The 17,982-nt window shown below is 37.9% G+C and carries 25 protein-coding genes and 1 riboswitch; of the genes, 16 read left to right on the forward strand and 9 right to left on the reverse strand.

Annotated elements, in window-relative coordinates; translation table 11 throughout:
* Nucleotides 1-18: 18 nt before the first annotated feature.
* The gene (locus tag ACI3K6_RS03180; protein ID WP_435553668.1) at nucleotides 19-381 is read right to left on the reverse strand and encodes a hypothetical protein; all 363 of its coding nucleotides are present in this window, start codon (nucleotides 379-381) and stop codon (nucleotides 19-21) included.
* 129 nt (nucleotides 382-510) lie between these two features.
* Here ACI3K6_RS03180 and ACI3K6_RS03185 point away from each other — a divergent pair, with 129 nt between their 5' ends.
* From ACI3K6_RS03185 to folE, 5 genes are all read left to right on the forward strand, one after another.
* Nucleotides 511-813: an MTH1187 family thiamine-binding protein gene (locus ACI3K6_RS03185; RefSeq protein WP_335478758.1), complete on the forward strand. Its 303-nt coding sequence runs from the start codon at nucleotides 511-513 to the stop codon at nucleotides 811-813.
* 87 nt (nucleotides 814-900) lie between these two features.
* Nucleotides 901-943: riboswitch (PreQ1 riboswitch) on the forward strand.
* A gap of 53 nt (nucleotides 944-996) precedes the next feature.
* Entirely contained in the window at nucleotides 997-1,656 is a 660-nt protein-coding gene (queC, locus tag ACI3K6_RS03190; protein WP_435553669.1) for a 7-cyano-7-deazaguanine synthase QueC, read from the forward strand.
* A 4-nt stretch (nucleotides 1,657-1,660) separates the two neighbouring features.
* A complete protein-coding gene (gene queD, locus ACI3K6_RS03195) occupies nucleotides 1,661-2,134 on the forward strand; it encodes a 6-carboxytetrahydropterin synthase QueD (protein WP_435553670.1) in 474 nt (157 codons plus the stop codon).
* Nucleotides 2,127-2,855 (forward strand): 7-carboxy-7-deazaguanine synthase QueE, encoded by a 729-nt coding sequence (queE, locus tag ACI3K6_RS03200; protein ID WP_435553671.1) that lies wholly within the window; start codon nucleotides 2,127-2,129, stop codon nucleotides 2,853-2,855. Before queD ends, queE begins: the two co-directional genes overlap by 8 nt.
* A gap of 27 nt (nucleotides 2,856-2,882) precedes the next feature.
* Nucleotides 2,883-3,446, forward strand: coding sequence for a GTP cyclohydrolase I FolE (gene folE / locus ACI3K6_RS03205; protein WP_435553672.1), 564 nt, complete (start codon nucleotides 2,883-2,885; stop codon nucleotides 3,444-3,446).
* Nucleotides 3,447-3,502: 56 nt separating this feature from the next.
* Here the strand turns inward: folE and ACI3K6_RS03210 are convergent, their stop codons facing one another.
* The 3 genes from ACI3K6_RS03210 to ACI3K6_RS03220 are packed head-to-tail and all read right to left on the reverse strand — an operon-like array spanning nucleotide 3,503 to nucleotide 5,383.
* A complete protein-coding gene (locus ACI3K6_RS03210; protein WP_435553673.1) occupies nucleotides 3,503-3,967 on the reverse strand; it encodes a low molecular weight protein-tyrosine-phosphatase in 465 nt (154 codons plus the stop codon).
* A gap of 54 nt (nucleotides 3,968-4,021) precedes the next feature.
* The gene (locus tag ACI3K6_RS03215) at nucleotides 4,022-4,732 is read right to left on the reverse strand and encodes a B3/B4 domain-containing protein (RefSeq protein WP_435553674.1); all 711 of its coding nucleotides are present in this window, start codon (nucleotides 4,730-4,732) and stop codon (nucleotides 4,022-4,024) included.
* Between the two features lie 27 nt (nucleotides 4,733-4,759).
* Entirely contained in the window at nucleotides 4,760-5,383 is a 624-nt protein-coding gene (locus ACI3K6_RS03220) for an FMN-binding negative transcriptional regulator (protein WP_435553675.1), read from the reverse strand.
* A 110-nt stretch (nucleotides 5,384-5,493) separates the two neighbouring features.
* Here ACI3K6_RS03220 and pdxR point away from each other — a divergent pair, with 110 nt between their 5' ends.
* Nucleotides 5,494-6,876, forward strand: coding sequence for a MocR-like pyridoxine biosynthesis transcription factor PdxR (gene pdxR, locus ACI3K6_RS03225; protein WP_435553676.1), 1,383 nt, complete (start codon nucleotides 5,494-5,496; stop codon nucleotides 6,874-6,876).
* A 69-nt stretch (nucleotides 6,877-6,945) separates the two neighbouring features.
* Here pdxR and ACI3K6_RS03230 read toward each other — a convergent pair whose 3' ends face one another.
* Nucleotides 6,946-7,218 (reverse strand): DUF5367 family protein, encoded by a 273-nt coding sequence (locus ACI3K6_RS03230; protein WP_435553863.1) that lies wholly within the window; start codon nucleotides 7,216-7,218, stop codon nucleotides 6,946-6,948.
* 312 nt (nucleotides 7,219-7,530) lie between these two features.
* On the opposite strand from ACI3K6_RS03230, the gene ACI3K6_RS03235 reads away from it, so the two are divergent.
* From ACI3K6_RS03235 to ACI3K6_RS03260, 6 genes are all read left to right on the forward strand, one after another.
* Nucleotides 7,531-8,319 carry a hypothetical protein gene (locus tag ACI3K6_RS03235; protein ID WP_435553677.1) on the forward strand — a complete coding sequence of 263 codons (789 nt, stop codon included), beginning with the start codon at nucleotides 7,531-7,533 and terminating at the stop codon, nucleotides 8,317-8,319.
* A gap of 5 nt (nucleotides 8,320-8,324) precedes the next feature.
* Nucleotides 8,325-8,783 (forward strand): hypothetical protein, encoded by a 459-nt coding sequence (locus tag ACI3K6_RS03240; RefSeq protein ID WP_435553678.1) that lies wholly within the window; start codon nucleotides 8,325-8,327, stop codon nucleotides 8,781-8,783.
* 280 nt (nucleotides 8,784-9,063) lie between these two features.
* Nucleotides 9,064-10,365, forward strand: coding sequence for an MFS transporter (locus ACI3K6_RS03245; RefSeq protein ID WP_435553864.1), 1,302 nt, complete (start codon nucleotides 9,064-9,066; stop codon nucleotides 10,363-10,365).
* 106 nt (nucleotides 10,366-10,471) lie between these two features.
* Complete coding sequence (locus ACI3K6_RS03250; RefSeq protein ID WP_435553679.1) at nucleotides 10,472-10,741, forward strand: hypothetical protein; 270 nt, start codon at nucleotides 10,472-10,474, stop codon at nucleotides 10,739-10,741.
* A gap of 209 nt (nucleotides 10,742-10,950) precedes the next feature.
* Complete coding sequence (locus ACI3K6_RS03255) at nucleotides 10,951-11,985, forward strand: DUF3231 family protein (RefSeq protein ID WP_435553680.1); 1,035 nt, start codon at nucleotides 10,951-10,953, stop codon at nucleotides 11,983-11,985.
* A gap of 30 nt (nucleotides 11,986-12,015) precedes the next feature.
* Nucleotides 12,016-12,471, forward strand: a complete 456-nt coding sequence (locus ACI3K6_RS03260) for a hypothetical protein (protein WP_435553681.1) — start codon at nucleotides 12,016-12,018, stop codon at nucleotides 12,469-12,471.
* 264 nt (nucleotides 12,472-12,735) lie between these two features.
* Here the strand turns inward: ACI3K6_RS03260 and ACI3K6_RS03265 are convergent, their stop codons facing one another.
* Both ACI3K6_RS03265 and ACI3K6_RS03270 read right to left on the reverse strand, forming a co-directional pair.
* Entirely contained in the window at nucleotides 12,736-13,125 is a 390-nt protein-coding gene (locus ACI3K6_RS03265) for a hypothetical protein (RefSeq protein ID WP_435553682.1), read from the reverse strand.
* Between the two features lie 153 nt (nucleotides 13,126-13,278).
* Nucleotides 13,279-13,431 (reverse strand): hypothetical protein, encoded by a 153-nt coding sequence (locus ACI3K6_RS03270; RefSeq protein WP_335482412.1) that lies wholly within the window; start codon nucleotides 13,429-13,431, stop codon nucleotides 13,279-13,281.
* 344 nt (nucleotides 13,432-13,775) lie between these two features.
* On the opposite strand from ACI3K6_RS03270, the gene ACI3K6_RS03275 reads away from it, so the two are divergent.
* The 3 genes from ACI3K6_RS03275 to ACI3K6_RS03285 all read left to right on the forward strand — a co-directional run bounded on the left by ACI3K6_RS03275 (nucleotide 13,776) and on the right by ACI3K6_RS03285 (nucleotide 15,750).
* On the forward strand, nucleotides 13,776-14,558 hold the full coding sequence (locus tag ACI3K6_RS03275) for a putative protein N(5)-glutamine methyltransferase (RefSeq protein ID WP_435553865.1): 783 nt from the start codon (nucleotides 13,776-13,778) through the stop codon (nucleotides 14,556-14,558).
* 174 nt (nucleotides 14,559-14,732) lie between these two features.
* Nucleotides 14,733-14,987, forward strand: coding sequence for a hypothetical protein (locus ACI3K6_RS03280; protein ID WP_435553683.1), 255 nt, complete (start codon nucleotides 14,733-14,735; stop codon nucleotides 14,985-14,987).
* Between the two features lie 340 nt (nucleotides 14,988-15,327).
* The gene (locus ACI3K6_RS03285; RefSeq protein ID WP_435553684.1) at nucleotides 15,328-15,750 is read left to right on the forward strand and encodes a hypothetical protein; all 423 of its coding nucleotides are present in this window, start codon (nucleotides 15,328-15,330) and stop codon (nucleotides 15,748-15,750) included.
* 145 nt (nucleotides 15,751-15,895) lie between these two features.
* Here ACI3K6_RS03285 and ACI3K6_RS03290 read toward each other — a convergent pair whose 3' ends face one another.
* Nucleotides 15,896-16,483: a hypothetical protein gene (locus ACI3K6_RS03290; protein WP_435553685.1), complete on the reverse strand. Its 588-nt coding sequence runs from the start codon at nucleotides 16,481-16,483 to the stop codon at nucleotides 15,896-15,898.
* Between the two features lie 383 nt (nucleotides 16,484-16,866).
* On the opposite strand from ACI3K6_RS03290, the gene ACI3K6_RS03295 reads away from it, so the two are divergent.
* Nucleotides 16,867-17,259, forward strand: coding sequence for a RidA family protein (locus tag ACI3K6_RS03295; protein WP_435553686.1), 393 nt, complete (start codon nucleotides 16,867-16,869; stop codon nucleotides 17,257-17,259).
* Nucleotides 17,260-17,490: 231 nt separating this feature from the next.
* On the opposite strand, the gene ACI3K6_RS03300 is transcribed toward ACI3K6_RS03295, so the two are convergent.
* On the reverse strand, nucleotides 17,491-17,748 hold the full coding sequence (locus ACI3K6_RS03300; RefSeq protein WP_435553687.1) for a YciI family protein: 258 nt from the start codon (nucleotides 17,746-17,748) through the stop codon (nucleotides 17,491-17,493).
* Nucleotides 17,749-17,982: the final 234 nt, after the last annotated feature.

Below are 17,982 nucleotides of genomic sequence, written 5' to 3' on the forward strand. Positions count from 1 at the left end.
TACAGGACCGGCCATGTTTCAGTCATGGCCGGTGTTTTTAATGATCAAACTGAGGCTCATCAACGTGTACAGACGCGCGGAAACAAGAAATAAATCTTCATAATGATGGTTTACATATTGATCAATAACAGAAATCCCTTTATAAAATTCATCCACCAAGTATATAGTATATTTTTCATTCCAGTCGTACTGATTGATTCTCTTAAGCTCATCCGCGATGATTTGGAATCTGTACTCTTCAATAAAAAGTTTGATTTGATACAACTTATCAGCATTTTTAATACTAGAACTGCTGCGGTTTTCATAATGTATATAGATAAACTTAATAAAACGATTGATATTGTCCGCAAGCAGATTGGCTTTTTGCATCTGGAATTCCATGATCGCATCTCCCCGAATTCTTTTTTAACAAGATTGTATGTTTTGAAACAGCCAACTATCACCATGTTTTGTTGCAGCAGAAAACATATGGTATCCTGTTAAGGTAGTAACAATACAGGAGGAAAAAATATGGCTATTATCGATATCACTGTAATCCCAGTTGGGACCGGTACACCAAGCGTGAGCGAATATGTAGCAGAAATACATAGAGTACTTCAGCAATACGAGGGAAGAGTGAAATACCAGTTGACACCGATGAGCACGTTAATCGAAGGCGAACTGCCATTATTGATGGAAATTGTACAAGAAATTCATGAAGTGCCGTTTAAGAAAGGGTTGCAACGGGTTTGCACGAACCTAAGGATTGATGATCGCCGCGATAAGGAAAATTCGATGGAGCGGAAGTTACAATCTGTTCAGGCAAAATTATAAAGATCCTCTCAAGAAAAAGTCGAAAGTTGTCGACAGAATGAAAAAAACATTGTAGAATAGTTCCATAATTAAATAATTCCGTCGAGACGGAAAGAGGTTCTAGCTACCCTCTATAAAAAACTATGGAAAACAGGACTGCTTTCTTTAGTGGGCCTGTTTTTCTATTTTAAAGGAGAGTTATTCATGAAAAATGATAAAGCAATAGTTGTATTTAGTGGTGGTCAGGACAGTACCACTTGTTTATTTTGGGCATTAAAGAACTTTAAAGAAGTAGAAGCGGTTACGTTTAACTATAATCAAAGGCACAGTCTAGAAATTGAATGCGCCAAAAATATTGCAAATGAACTGGGTGTCAGGCACCATATTTTAGATATGTCGTTATTAAATCAGTTAGCTCCTAATGCTTTAACCCGTGATGATATTGAAGTAAAAGAGGGCGAAGAGGGTGAATTGCCATCCACTTTTGTTCCAGGAAGAAATCTATTGTTTATTTCGTTTGCCGGCGTTCTGGCTAGTCAAGTAGGGGCAAAGCATATTGTTACCGGAGTGTGTGAAACGGACTTTAGCGGTTATCCGGATTGCCGTGATGTGTTTATTAAATCGTTAAACGTCACCTTAAACCTGTCCATGGATCAGGAATTTGTCATCCACACCCCATTAATGTGGATTGATAAAGCAGACACGTGGAAAATGGCAGATGAATTAAATGCCTTGGATTTTGTCCGCGAAAAAACGTTAACCTGCTATAACGGAATTATTGCGGATGGCTGCGGCGAATGTCCAGCATGCAAATTGAGAAAAAGAGGCCTCGATCAGTATTTAAGCACAAGGAAGGAGGCATAACTCCATGTATGGTTTTCGAATTGTAGATAAGCTACAAAAAATCGATGAGGATATTTCGCGTGACCAGCTAAAATATCATTCAAAACGAGTGCTGGTCAGCAAGGAATTTACCTTTGATGCGGCCCACCATTTGCACAATTATGAAGGCAAGTGCAAAAACCTTCATGGCCACACCTACAGAGTCATTTTTGGTGTTAGCGGATTTACGGACGAACGTGGCCTTATGATTGATTTTGGCGACATAAAAGAAATTTGGAAAAATGAAATTGAGATTCATCTCGATCATCGCTACTTAAACGAAACCTTGCCACCAATGAATACGACAGCAGAAAATATGGTGGTTTGGATTTTCGAAAAAATGAAAGAGGCACTGGATCAAATGCCTCAATACCTTGGAGCAAGAGTGGAGTTTGTCCGTTTATTTGAAACGCCTACCAGCTACGCCGAAGCAAGACGGGAGTGGATGGAAGTTGAGTAAAATTCCTGTTATGGAAATTTTCGGACCGACCATCCAAGGAGAGGGAATGGTAATCGGGCAAAAAACCATGTTTGTGCGTACCGCCGGTTGTGATTATTCCTGTTCCTGGTGTGACTCTGCGTTTACCTGGGACGGAACCGGAAAAGAGTTAACCATACAAATGACTGCAGAAGAAATTTGGCAGGAGCTCGTTAGCCTTGGCGGAGATGGATTTTCCTTTGTTACGATCTCTGGAGGGAATCCAGCCTTATTAAAAAATCTTAACAGTTTAATAGAATTATTAAAGAAAAATCATATAAACATCGGATTAGAAACACAAGGCAGCACGTGGCAAGATTGGTTTTACCAAATCGATGAATTAACAATTTCACCAAAACCGCCAAGTTCAGGAATGAACACCAATTTTGAAACACTTGACCAAATAATTGAAAACCTAATGAAAGCAGACCATTCTCGAAATGTCAGCTTAAAGGTCGTTGTTTTCAATGGGGAAGATTACGAATATGCGAAAAATGTCCATTTCCGTTATCCTGAGGTTCCGTTTTTCTTCCAGGTAGGAAATGATGATAACAAAACGAATGAAAATCAGCAGTTAGTAAGTCAATTAATTGATAAATATGAATGGCTGATCGAAAAAGTCATGAAAGATCACGAGCTTAAAAACGTAAAAGTGTTGCCGCAATTGCATACGTATGTTTGGGGAAACAAGCGCGGCGTATAGTTTTATAGAGGAAAAAGGGGAGAAATGATGAGTACTATAAATAAAGAGAAAATTCAAGAAGCAGTACGTTTACTATTAGAAGCGGTTGGTGAAGATCCAAACAGAGAGGGGCTTTTGGATACTCCAAAACGTGTGGCCAAAATGTATGAAGAAATGTTTGCCGGCTTAACGATTGATCCGAAAGTGTATTTCGAAACCATTTTCACCGAAGACCACGAAGAAGTAGTATTGGTAAAGGATATTCCATTTTACTCGATGTGCGAGCATCATCTCGTTCCGTTCTTCGGCAAAGCACATGTAGCTTACATTCCTAAAAATGGTCGGGTGACAGGACTAAGCAAATTGGCCAGAGCGGTGGAAGCTATATCTCGCAGACCGCAATTACAAGAGAGAATTACTTCGACTGTTGCCGATACGATGATGGAAACACTTGAGCCTTATGGGGTTATGGTGGTCATTGAAGCCGAGCATATGTGCATGACCATGCGTGGTGTGAAGAAACCAGGGGCTAGCACGGTCACCACAGCAGCACGTGGGGTATTTGCAACCGATAGTCAAGCACGGACAGAAATATTGTCGTTCATAAAATAATCAAAAAAAGTGCTAGGCACCACTTCCAAAACGGGATGGTACCTGGCACTTTTTTGTTATAATTCATGTTCAACCCGAATTTTCTCCAGCAATGCGCGACAGCCTTCTGAAACAAGATCATACGTTTCCTGAAAATCACCGGTGTAATAAGGATCCGGAACATCCTTTTTATGAGGGGTTAGATCAAGCAGTCGAAGGATCTTCGGATGTTTCGGCTGACCCAGAATCTCCGAAATGTTCTTCTTGTTGCTTTCATCCATCCCGATTATGTAATCAAACTTTTCAAAATCAGCCTTGGTTAATTGGCGGCCAACAAGCCCTTCTGTAGAAACCCGATATTTTTTCAGGATTTCAAGTGTGCCTTTGTGGGGTGGGGAACCAATATGCCAAGAACTGGTGGCAGCGGAATCAACGGCAATTTTGTCAGATAGCTGTTCCTTTTTCACGAAATCACGAAACAAAGCTTCAGCCATTGGTGATCGGCAAATATTTCCAAGGCAGACGAATAGTACATGAATCATGGAGAAAACCCCCTTTTACCAGTATTTTAAGTATTTATCATAACACTAGTAAGTTTACCCTACAATCGTCATTTGCTTATTATGAATATCTAAGACTTCCATCTTTACCGTACCACCAAGATGCTGTGCAACCAAATCAGACAATTCTCTAAGGGCCAGATGAAACTCATCGCTTCTTGTTTCATCGACTAATTCAATGCAAAGGAATGCATTTTTTGTATTTTCAGTCAGCATAGTCCTCTGAGCTTCACGCCAGTTCCAGCATCGGCATATGGCACCTACATCATCTTTATAAACGATTTCACCTTCAAATGGCGGTGCATTTTCATCACTTCCCAATGGGATAAACGGTTCGTTCCCGTTTGCTCGCGTTAACCTAATGTCGCCTGCGAACATGTCGATGTCTTCTCCACCGCATGGAAGTCCATAACGCAATGAAATCGAATTATAAATGTCAACAAGTGGGTTGATAGTTCCGATATGATTGCCATTTTTCACCCGTTTCAGTAAAGCTTCAATGGAACACCTAGCACCTTTCTTAGTCTTGAATTTTTGAAAAGCATCTCTCCAAACGGAAATAACGGGATTATTGCTGAATTCCTCTTGACTGAAAAAGGCTTGTGCTTCTTTCTCTGCCTCCTGTAGCATACCCTCGTAGATTTCAACGTCTCTAATAGAATTATCGATCCCTTCACAAATAACGGTGCCTATTTTTGCATGAGGGAATAACGTCCAAAAATCATCTTCAATGATAAATTTAGTCATAAACTTACTCTCCATTTCGTTATGAACTTATTTAAATAACCCTTTCCGTTGCTCACGCATCCACTGAGCAACCTGAACTTCTTCTTGATCATTTGATGTTTCCAGCTCGCCAACAATGGATTTGTAATCAGTGTCAGAACGATTCTGGCTCATTTTGGCTGCAGCTTGAATAGAAGTAATCTCAATTTCAAACCCAACTATACCTTTCATTTCACTTTCAAGCAACTCTGGATCAAACGTATCCCAGAGCCTTCCATTTTCTCGGTGAGACTCATAGTGTTTCAGCATTGTATCCAAAGCTGATTTCAGTTCGTCGCCACTGATGATTCGTGCCGTTCCATAGGCATGTACAGCTAAATAATCCCAAGTAGGAACTTCTTCCACCTCATACCAGCTTGATGAAATGTAAGCGTGTGCTCCTTGAAAAATAAGTAACACATCACTATTATTTTCTAACGTTTTTTTCTGCTTGTTTCCGTAGGCAATGTGCCCAGTACCATAGATTTTTCCGTCCTCTTCACGAATTTCCAAAGGAATATGTGTGGCCAAGGGACGATGCTCATCAACTGTAATCAGTAAGGCAAACGGGTTAGACTTCATCATTTGAATGGCTTCCTCATGATTCATACGATATTGCTTAGGAATATACACATAATCATCCTTTCAAACTTTTAGTTGAATGGTTAAAAAAATAATAATATACTAACTGACATAAAAAAAGGTACAATATCAAACAAATATACATGTCAGAAGGGAATCAAATGAATAATACCATTTTTACTTTTAACCATCATAGCCCAAAATACAAACAAATCTACGAGAAACTTAAATTATATATTGAACAGGGAGACATTTTGGCAAATGAACAATTGCCTTCCATTCGACAACTTGCAGAATCCTTACATGTCAGCCGGAATACAACGTTAATGGCATATGAACAGCTTGTGGCTGAAGGGTATATTCGTGGTGAGGGAAGAAAAGGGTATTTCGCAAATGAATTAGAACCCGGAATCTTTCAGGAGCCTTATGTTCCCTATAAGAAAAGGCAAACAGAGACCATGAATCCTCCGAAGGTGAACTTTAGGGGGGATGCCGTTGATCAACCACAATTTCCAATGAAAATTTGGAGGAGAATCTCCAATCAAGTACTAACATTACAGGATACCTTTCAATATGGAGATCCATTTGGAGAAGAAGCATTGCGAGAACAAATCGCCAATTATTTATTCGAATCGCGCGGTGTGAAAACAAACGCTAATGCTATTATCATCGGAAGCAGTACTCAGCAAATACTGGTTTACTTGGGACATATACTAAGGGATGAATTTCAGAGTGTAATCGTGGAGGACCCCGGTTACGACGGTGCCCGGGAGGCGTTTCAATTCCATCGCTTTAGGTTGGAACCATTGCCTGTTCACGAAACCGGTGCGAACCTTTCACAATTGGAACAAATGCAATCACGATTAATTTATGTCACACCATCACATCAAAGTCCAATTGGTGTCAGCATGTCGATCGGTCAACGACAATTCCTAATTCAATGGGTAAACATGAGGAATGGGTATATAATCGAGGACGATTATGACAGTGCATTCCGCTATACACAAAAACCCTTTCCTGCTCTTGCCTCAATTGATTCAACAAGAGTCATTTATTTAGGAAATTTCTCAAAATCCTTTTTACCGGGAATTCGTCTAAGCTATATGGTGCTGCCAGAACCTGTTTTAAACATGTATAAAAAGCGCTTTCGAAATTTTGAGAGTTCCACCTCTCTTATCAGTCAACTTACCATGGCCAAATTTATGGAATTGGGAGAATGGAATCGCCACATCAAGCGTATGCGCCTGGTTTATAAAAAGAAAATGCAGCACTTAGTTTCACAACTAAGAAAGCAGTTCGGTCCAAGTATTTCTATTATTGGAGAACAGTCAGGTTTGTACGTATTAATCAAAATACATCTAAATCAATCAGAAGAGTGGCTAATCGAGCGTGCTGCAAACAATGGAGTAAAAGTGTATCCCACTTCCATCTACCATATTAAAAAAATCTACGAGGACCCTATGATTAAACTTGGATTTAGCCATCTTTCTCTTGATGAAATAGAACGTGGTGTTGAGCTCTTGAAAAGTGCCTGGGTATATTAGAAAGAGAGCTACTGTTCATATGATTCGAAGGCACCAACCTAAAATTAGCTGGTGCCTTATACATAGAATTTATTTATTTTTACCTTTTAAAGGAAAACCCGAAATTAAAATGAAACTATACGCCCACAGTAACCATGCTGAAAAAATGGGTAGTGTTTCAATACTCAAGTTAGGGAACACTTTATTATAGTAAATCACACTAAAAATATCTAAAATCATTCCAGGAATCGCAATTTGTACAGCTGCTTTTAATCGAAACGGATCAGGAATTTTTTGAAATAATAGTATGGATAAGTTGTTGCTGAAACTAAAGGAATAGCCAGAACAAAAGTGAACACCAATGTTGGAATACTATCTAAATCTAAAATGACAGGGCCAAAAAGACGAAACAAAAGGGTAGCTGAAAACCATAATAGGAACCCCCATATAAAATTGAACAAATTACTCACCCCTATTTACATTTTCTATTATAGATTCTATTTAAGTTATTTCACATCCTGTATAAATATGGAAAATTCATACACCCACTTATTTAATAATGAAATAATCTGAAAATAAACGGAACTGGCGAATGAGCGGAATAAAGACAGGTATATTTGTCATCTTTTTATGGAAAAAATAATACAAATAACTTCTGAGGGTGAACAGGAACGGATGGATAACTACACCAATGACAACACCGCCAGAAGATATAAAGCCTATGTAAGTACTTTAGGAACGACACAATTGCATTTGAGAAATCCTTACATTGTTGCATGGTGGTCCGCAGCTTTCCCAGGATTCGGGCATATGCTTTTATCTAAATATCTTAGAGGATATGCATTATTTATTTGGGAAGTTGTCGTTAATATTAAAGCACATGTAAATTTATCAATGATTTATTCCTTTCAAGGGAATATAGAGATGGCGAAAGAAGTATTAGATACAAGGTGGCTTCTCATGTATATCCCTGTCTATCTTTTCGGGATCTGGGATAGTTATCGGACAACAGTCGATATGAATCGGGCCTATCTGTTAGCGGAGCGGGAAGAACACCGTTTTAATTCATTCTCGATAGGATCTTTAGAGATTAACTATTTGGATAAACTAAATCCGATTATTGCCGTTATGTGGTCATTGTTTATTCCTGGATTAGGCCAATTGTATATACATAGGATTTTAACTGCACTTTTTGTTATCGTTTGGTTAGTTGTATTCTTTTATTATTCGCATGTACAAGAAGCTGTTGTACTTCTTTTTCTGGGGCAAATAAAGGAAGCAACTGCCGTTTTAAAACCTGAATGGCTTCTTTTCATCCCTTCACACTATGGGTTTGCAGTTTATGATTCATATATTAATACGGTTGAGAATAACAAACTATTCGAAAAAGACTTAAGGAATCATCTAACAGAAAAATATCAATCTGCGAATTTCCAAATACTAAAAGGACAAAAAGTGAAGTGATCTAATTGCAGCTGTTTTCAACATTCGAGACCACGGGATATTTAGAAATGGCCATTTCAACCCTAGAAAAAAGAGGGATTAAAAAAGAAAGTATTTTTGCTGTCCCATTGGATAATAGAGAAGAAGACCGTAAAATTTTTGATACCCTTCATCGGTCAGATGGTACAAGCCTGATTGATATTGGTATGGGACTTGCTACTGCACTTGCCGTTATAGGGGCAAGTATGGGCTTTAAATTAGCGTGGGGACCGATTTTTTCGGGGCTAGCAGGAGCATTTGTGGGGTTTGTTCTTGGCTTCGCTATTAGGCTGTTCATGGAATTGGTTGTAAGGAAAAATAAACGAGCATTAAAAGGAGAGCATGCGGAAATCATCTTAATTGTTGAATGTGAAGAATCACAAGCTGAATTAGTAGAAGATATTCTTTGGAGCCATTTTGCTTTAGGAGTTGCAAAAGTTAAATGAATAGTCTTAACATAATGGATCGTCATCAAGGACGATCTTTTTGCTGTCCATTTTTAAAGAAAAAGTTTCAAAAGGTTGAATAGTAAGTGGTCACAAACCAATGCACTTAATTGAGATGGGAGCAACTTTTCCAGATCATGAATCTGGATTAAAAACGGTTGCTTACCGAACTTTCTTAATATTGTTAGCCATACAAATAGGTTGTTGTGTGGTTTTTTTATGCGTGTTATGATGGGTAAATCTAGTTGCGGATTAATCCATTTCAAGAAAGGTGGGCAGGATTATGTTACAAAAAGAAAGTCTAAAGGCATTAGACGAACAATCAGCTTGGTTACAAAGCTTCAATTTTTCTACGGAAAAACAAAAATCCTTATACAAACGTACATTAATCGTTGTCAGTATTTCACAAATTTTAGGTGGAGCGGGGTTAGCAGCAGGAGTGACAGTCGGTGCTCTCCTTGCACAGCAAATGCTCGGCACTGATGCTTATGCTGGAATTCCTTCAGGATTACTTACGCTAGGGTCGGCAGGAGCCGCTTTATTTGTTGGCAGACTTACTCAACGTTTTGGTCGCCGAACAGGTTTGGCAACAGGTTTTTTGATTGGTGGACTTGGAGCAATCGGAGTAATCCTTTCAGCCATCCTAAATAGTGTCATTCTGTTATTTTTATCTCTTCTTGTTTATGGTGCAGGGTCAGCTACGAACCTCCAAGCCCGTTATGCAGGAACAGACCTAGCGAATAGTAAGCAGCGGGCAACCGCGATTAGTATTACGATGGTGTTTACCACATTTGGTGCTGTTGCAGGACCAAATTTAGTAGATGTGATGGGGGATTTTGCTCTTTTGATCGGTGTTCCATCACTTGCAGGTCCTTTCATTTTAGGGGCAGCTTCCTATATTTTAGCAGGTCTTGTCCTTTTCATTTTGTTGCGTCCAGATCCTTTAGTGATAGCGAGATCCATAGAAGCAGCCAATCTTGAACCTATTGATAAAGAATATCCGACGACAGCAGTGGAACGTTCAAAAAACAAAAGAGGTGTCATGGTTGGGGCAACGATTATGGTTCTTACTCAAATTGTCATGGTAGCCATTATGACGATGACACCTGTTCATATGATGCATCATGGACATAGTTTGGGTGCCGTCGGTCTTGTTATTGGATTTCATATTGGTGCCATGTATCTTCCTTCACTGGTTACTGGTGTCCTCGTCGATCGATTAGGGCGAACTGTCATGGCTGTTGCTTCTGGAACAACACTGCTTCTCGCAGGTTTACTGGCAGCATGGGCACCGGGGGATTCTATGATTTTTATGGTAATAGCTCTTTCATTACTAGGGTTAGGGTGGAATTTTGGTTTGATCAGTGGGACCGCTCTTCTCGTTGACTCAACAGAAACATCCACACGTGCGAAAACACAAGGTACTGTGGATGTGTTAATTGCCTTGTCAGGAGCAGCAGGTGGTGCCTTTTCGGGAATGATTGTGGCTGGTTCCAGTTATGCAACCTTATCCATTGTTGGGGGAATCTTGTCCTTATTGCTAATTCCAGTCGTGATATGGGCCCGTGGTGGAAATAAATAAGTTTGGTTCTATATGGAAAAATAGGAAACATATGGGTACCCGCCGTCTCACACTGAAAATGGCCTCATATTGTATAGGGAAATGAACGTAAAGGAGAGGTACCCACATGTATCCGTATGGAAATTATCAAATTCCGCATACTCAATTCGACTATTACCCATATGTTCAGCAAAATCAGGCTAACCCAGAAAGGCAGTTTCCACAACTAACACAACTATTTCAATTGCCCCAATGGCGGCAGCTTGAACGGAGAGTTGACCAACTCGAAAGGGAAAATAACCGAATACAGCGCCGATTACAGCGGCTGAATCAAAGGCTTCGCACAGTGGAAAACCGACTAAATATTCCGTTCTCCCAATTTGATGGAGAGTTTTAACAATCAAATGCTTGAGTAAACTAACCAATAAAGGGTCAAGAGTAAAAATGAAGATCGCCGTGGCGGTCTTTTTACTTTTTTTACCCATTTTAATGCTTTTTTTAATTCAAATTTAATAATGAGGGGTTGTAAAGATAATAATAATTAAAATTGGAATATGATTTGAATGGAGGAAAACACTAAGCGAAAATTAACAGAAGGGAGCCATTATGCAAACAATTAAACCGATTAAATTAGGTACCCATAAGACAAACACGAATGAGCCATTAACCTCTGCAGAAATGGGAAAGTTGTGGGCAACTTACATGGGGAACAGCATGGCAACATGTATTCTAAGCTATTATCTTACACATGTGAAGGATCCAGATATTAGAACATTATTAGAAAATGCTTTAACCTTATCCGAGGAATTTTTAAAGATCACTACAGACATTTTTACAAAGGAAAGCTTCCCGATACCAAAAGGGTTTGGCGAAGAGGATGTAAACTTGAATGCCCCACGCTTATTTCAAGATCAATACTATCCTCATTATTTGAAGTATGCTGCAAAAGCAGGGATGAGTATCTATAATGTTGGGTTACCGATTGTTTATCGGAAAGATGTAAGAGAATTTTTTACCTATTGTATGAATTCTACGATGGGATTAATGGAACAGATCAAAGAAGTATTAATGAATAAAGGTCTAACCATTAAGCCACCCATTATTCCTGTTCCAGATAAAGTAGAGTTTGTACATAGTGATTTTCTAAATGGTTACTTTGGTCATGTAAGACCCTTGCATGCATTAGAAATAGCCCATTTTTATGATAATATTGAAAATAATGTTACCAGTAAAGCCCTTATCATGGCATTTGCCCAAGTGGCAAAAGATGAAAAGATTCGGAAGTTGTTTGAATGGGGAAGAGATATGACAGCAACTAGTGTTCAGCATTATATGCAAATGCTTCATGATGAACATTTACCTACCCCATCTTTTCTAGATGATTTAGTAACCACATCGACATTTTCACCATTTTCGGATAAGATCATGCTTTTTCATAAGATGGATATGTTTTCAATGAAAATAAGAGCGTTTGGAAATTCAGTAGCGGTGAATGGTAGGCATGATGTGGGTTTCCAGTATACTAAATCGTTCATAAAAATTGGGAAATTTGTGGAGAGTGCTGCAAAAATTTATATAGAAAAGGGCTGGATGGAAAAAGCACCACATGCTGTTAATCGTGATCATCTTGATGAAAATTAAAAAAAATTAGTAGAAAAGGGTTAGGAAAATGTGAATCCTTTAGAAAAACTTTTATGGAGTATTGCCTTCCCAGGTTTTGGTCAATTACTAAATGGTAAATATCTGAAAGGGATCATTTTTATTTTATTGGAATTTGTGATTAATGTTTATTCTCACTTTAATGAATTGATCCTGTTAAGTTTTAATGGTCAAATAAAAAAAGCAATCGAGCAGACTGAATATCAATGGCTCATGTTTTATCCCTGTGTTTACTTTTTTGCCATGTGGGACGCATATAAGGACGCTGGCGGAGGAAGAGAACCATATTCTTTCTTACCTTTTCTTGTCCCAGCCTATTTTGTTACGGTGGGACTTATATTTTCCGCAAGGGTTAAAATTTTTGGAATGGCGTTCGGAACGGTTTGGTTCCCAATGGGATGTGTCATTCCAGGAGTCATGATAGGAATCCTATTAAAAAAGGGATTAAATAGATATAAGGGAGCTTAACGGAATTTTTATAAAAAACTGATGATAAAAAGCTCCCTATTAGGTACAAAAAGAATAAACGAAGCATGATTCCGCGAAGTTATTTGCAAAGAATTTGCATGTAACTTCTTTTATTTGCCGACTTTATTGAAGTTCATTTGGCAAAAATATTCATTACTCTAAATGGAATGAAACGTAGTGATATGAACTTAATTTAAATAAGAGTAAAATGGAAAGGTACGAAACTAGTAAAAACCTTGATTTCTCAAGGTTCAATAATCGACTTTAATCTTTTTTCGATTTCGTTTTCTTTTTAATGATGTATTCAATAGCCGTTTGATTGTATTCTTTGAATTCCTTTAATTGCTCTCTCAATTCATGCAATTCATTACCAAGTTTGTCTAAACGTAAAGTAACCAATTTTAGTTCATTAATTATATCTTCAGATAAAACTGTTGAATCCTGCTTTGAATGATCATTACCTGTGTTCTTCATGTCATCATTTGATAACATATTACTTGCTACCTTCATCAATGAATTCATGGCATTTGGATTTTGCATGAAGCTCCCAGCCAAATTCATTAAGGCATTATTATCAGTAGAATTTAATAAAGAATTAAGGTTGAGCTGGTCTCCTAGAATGGATTTATTCGATTTTTTTTGTTCCTCACTCATGATGTTATCACCCTTTTCTAAAATATAGTATGAAACGCAGAAATACTTGAAGAGAATAGTTATGAAAATGAACCTAGAAGATCACTAGTCTCTCCTAAGTTCATTTTCTCACTCCATTAGTACTTTAAATGGAGCGTAAAGAGTAGGAAGCGACTAGCATTGTGAAGCAATGTCATTAAAGGCACCACTAAATGAGCTGGTATCAACGCCTAAAATTCCACCAACGAATAATGCTAATGCTAACAAAATGATAACAAGTAGCACTCCCAAGCATACAAGAAGATTAGAAAGCGGTGAATTTTGCATGTATGTCCCCCCTTTCCTGTCAGGTAGAGTATTATAAGAGTACTCTTACGGAAATATATTATGCTGAAATAATGGACGAGCATAAACGAATATCCTGATTTTCGAAAAATGGGTTGTCCATTTTTTAGTTTTTCGATATCAGGTAAAAACAGCAGAATAGAGATTTTTTATTATTAACAATGTGAATATAAACTACCTAAAACGGAGGCTCTGCAACAGCCTTCTTTTTTTATTGCACGAAATAGGAGTTTCGTATAGAAGGACATTTAATTTATTTCTAGAATAAAAAGATGATTACTATTGTTAAGGAAGTGGTGAGTCACATAGGACAGAAAAATACCTTTATGATCGATCATAACACGAAAAAATGGGTGATCGGCAGACTTCGTAATGAGGGATGTGTCTTTCCTGAAGAAGAAGCACATCTACTTATTTCAGAGGCTAAAAGTAAAGAGGAATTAATGAATTTTGTAGATAAACGGGCAAGTGGGTTTCCGCTTGAATACGTGGTAGGGTTTACTACGTTTTGTGGATTGAGGATTGAAATCGAACCTGGAGTTTTTATACCGCGTAGACGTACGGAGTTTCTGGTTCAGAAAGCAATAGAGGTAATTAAGTCAAATGATGTTGTATTGGATTTGTGTTGTGGATCAGGTGCTGTTGGTGCTGCAATCACTAACCACGTAAAACAGAATTCATTACATTCAGTAGATATTGATCCAGTTGCTGTACGATGTGCTTCCCGTAACATAACAATGATGGGAGGACAGCCTTATCTAGGTGACTTATATAAAGCATTACCCCATTCATTGAAAGGACAAGTGAATCTCATAGTGGCTAATGCACCCTACGTTCCTACTGACTCAGTTGAACTCCTTCCCAGAGAGGCACGTTTATACGAACCAAAAATGGCACTTGACGGAGGGAAGGATGGACTAGATCTCCATCGTAAAATAGCCGAAGAGGCGAAAAACTGGCTTGTTTCTGGCGGACATCTATTGATAGAAACAAGCGAAATGCAGAGTGCTCGAACTTCTGAAATCTTCACTAAAGCAGGTTTCATTACCAGAATGGTTAGAGATGAAGAATGGGATGCAACCATTGTGATTGGTACAAAATCCGAATAAAAGTATTAGGAGTGTAAAATCTGAGGTAGTTGCGGCAAATTCATTTTTATTGGAAAAGGGGATTACAGGAAGGACATATGTTCTATTTCGCTATGAGAAGGCAATCGGCAGAATAACATAGGTAATGATTGCTAAAATTATGAAGGGACATCAAGTCGGAGGAGAACATTGCCTATGCCACATCAGAAGTTTCAGTCTGCCAATATCAAACCACGTTATTCAAAAGGTAAAATAACAGTATGGGGGACTAACTCCGTTTATCCTCGTCCACCATGGGTCGCCGCTTGGTGGTCAGCTGAGAGCGGAACCATCTTTTCTGTACTAGGAACCATATATGGATTTGTATGGCATTGGGGTCCTGTCATGTGGGCTGCTTGGCTTAGCGAGTGGTTTCCTCTTGGGATTGATCATCGAAATAACAGTCAATAAAAAGAAAATAAATTGGATTGCGAAACGTAAGAGTGAGCTGATTATAGAAATAACATGCAGCACCAGTCTTCAGGACTAACTGATTCAAATCCTTAAAGGTCGGAAGGCAATAGGATATGCCATTATGCCTCAGCGTTCAACCTCTAATACATAATAATTATGATATCGTCCTTTTAGTTCAAAAGGCCGATATACAGAAAAAATGCTCAGCATACATTGTCTGAGCATTTTTACGTGTTTTATGCCACTAATTGAAAAATAAATTGTTGAAACAAGTTTATGGGTGAATAACGAAAGAATATGATGATGAGAAAATACATTTTTTTAAGGAGAGACTGTTATGTATTCTAGTCCTTTACATTTGCATTATTATGTTCCATATAATCAAGATCCTAATCTAGCTTCAACATCTTTTCAAACAGATTACTATTCAACCCAAGATCCAAGACAATTAGGGGGATTTCAACCTCCGACAGGTCCACCACCTGGCCATCATGATCATGAAGCTGGACCACCAACAGCGCCACCGCCATCTGCTGTACCTCAACAAACCTACCAGGCAGGACAATTTGCAGTTGATCCAGGCAGTATGATCCGCTGCTTACACAGATACACCTATGTATGGTTAAGGGGTTTTGAACAATTCTGGTTTTATCCAACCTTTATTGGCCGCCATTCTGTTTCAGGGTATCGCTGGACTGGACATAGATGGGTGAATTTCGGAATTAGCCTAAGACAAATTCAATCATTCACTTGCGTTTAATCGTTTTTGTCAATGAAAGCTGCCATCTTATGGTCGGTTGACAAGATAAATGTCACCAAAAGTGGATTGTCAAAGATCATTGGATCAAAATAAATAAAGGCCCATACTTATTAGGAAGATCTAACAAGTATGGGTCCTTAAAGAATTATAATTCCCAATCTATTTTATTTTTTTGTAATCCCTCATCACCAAAGAAGTGCTGGATATATTTCTCTTCCTCTTCAGTCGTCCTTACTTTCAAGACAGGATTTTCGCTTGGTTGAGTCGGGTCATTTTTTAGATTCCTAATAGTTAGATAATCTTTTTCAATATGAGAAAAGTCTCCTTTTAGCCACTTGTCTAAGATGTTCGGATACGGTTCGGAGGCTTTTAATTCTACTACCTTGTTTTTTAAATATTGAAGATTTGCTCGACTCAATTGAATTCTTTGGATATTTTCCGGTGTATTTAGGAGACGATAATTTTCTTCGTCTTTGAACTCAAGCTTCTGAAGAGCCATCGTAATCATTCCGTAGTAAAAGATGTCATCGCCCTTTAAATTTGCCTCAATTTCATAAAAGTTTTTTGCGGCTGTATCTAATTCAGGCCCGCTTACTTTATGTACTGTTTTAGCAGCTACATGTTTCGTAGTTTTTACTGTTACAGTTTTATCTTCCTTATAGGAATTGAAGGCATACCAACCTCCAAGTACTAGTACGAACCCAAGTCCTGCTCCAATTAATGTCTTCTTCATTTCTGTCCCCCATAATTGTACTTTCTGCGGAAAGTTTCTTTTTTCCAAGTTTACCATATGTTTCCTCATATGTGCCATTCAAAAAATATAAAACAAATTCCAATTTTCATTTTCCCTAAAAGCTGGAATCATTAATTTTTGTTCGTAAGTGAGGGGAGCGCTGTAGTGATACCTGTTGCCAACCAAACGGAAAGGCTGGAGGAAGGAGGAATCGGATTAAAATAATAGAATATTTAAAGAAACTATTCATTGGAGGTGATTATTTTGAATGGCCAACAGGAAACGCCTGAAGAAACACGAGAAGATTAAGACAAAGTGAATGATCGTTGGATCCTTACTATATAAAATGGTTTTTTAATACATAGAAAAGGGAATGGTACAATATGAAAATTTCAAGAAACCCAAACACAATTCATCCACCAGTGGCTCCGTATGTGCATCAAATTGAAATGACAGGTCCTACTAGATGGTTAACGTTATCAGGACAGCTCGGTATGGAAGTCGATGGAACTGTGCCGGAAAATCCTTTAGAACAAATGAAATTGGCCTTAGAGAATATTAAAAGAAACCTAGAAGCTGCAGAAATGGAAGTTACTGACTTAACCAAATTAGTATTTTATTTGGTTGGGGAATTTGAAGCCAATCAACGAAGAAAATTAATAAGTGATTTTCTTGGTGACCATCTCCCATGCACCACCATGGTGTATGTTGTAGCGTTAGCAGCACCTGTATTTAAAGTTGAAATAGATGCTTGGGCTTGTAAAGAGGAAAAATAATCCTATGACTTCAACGTAGTACATTTTTTCATGGCTATATCTCGGGGATTTATTAAAGTCACCTTGGGGTAATAAGAAAAAGTAGGATCCTACAAATGCATAAATCTTTTAACACAAGATTTTACCTTCTTCTTGGATTTTCTAGTTAACAAATCAATTAAATCACCTAAAAACCACATAGGACCAAATAATGTGAAGGAAAGAGGAGAATACAATGTTCTCCTCTAAAAATCAGTCTTTTAAAATCCATTCTTTTACAACAACAGTGGAAGAACCACTCTTTATTAATGGGTCAGAATTACCAATTTTAGTAGCTTCATCTAAGGAATTACATTTAATAAGGTAAGCACCACCTGATCCATCACTAAATGGACCATAAGCTTCAAGCTGATTATTATGTTTTAACTTATCGAGGAAATCATAGTGTGGTTTAATAAAATCATTGTTGAAATTTTCAGTCCTTGAAGTTGTAATCAAATAAAGGTTCATTTAATATCTCCTTATCTTTTTTGAAAATTATACCATATATATAATGGATAGATACTAAAGAATACGATCCTTCAAAAAGGGAGTTCGCTTTTTTGTTGAGAAATAAAAAAGATGAGTCTCCTCATCTAATTTTTCATCTGATCCAGTTTTTCGGAAATAGATTTAAGAATAGCATTCTTTTCTTGCTGTATTTTAAGAAATTTTAATAAAAACCAAATAATAAAGACTATAGGA

The sequence above is a fragment of the Neobacillus solisequens genome (genome assembly GCF_051233465.1).
Lineage (GTDB): Bacteria > Bacillota > Bacilli > Bacillales > Cytobacillaceae > Neobacillus.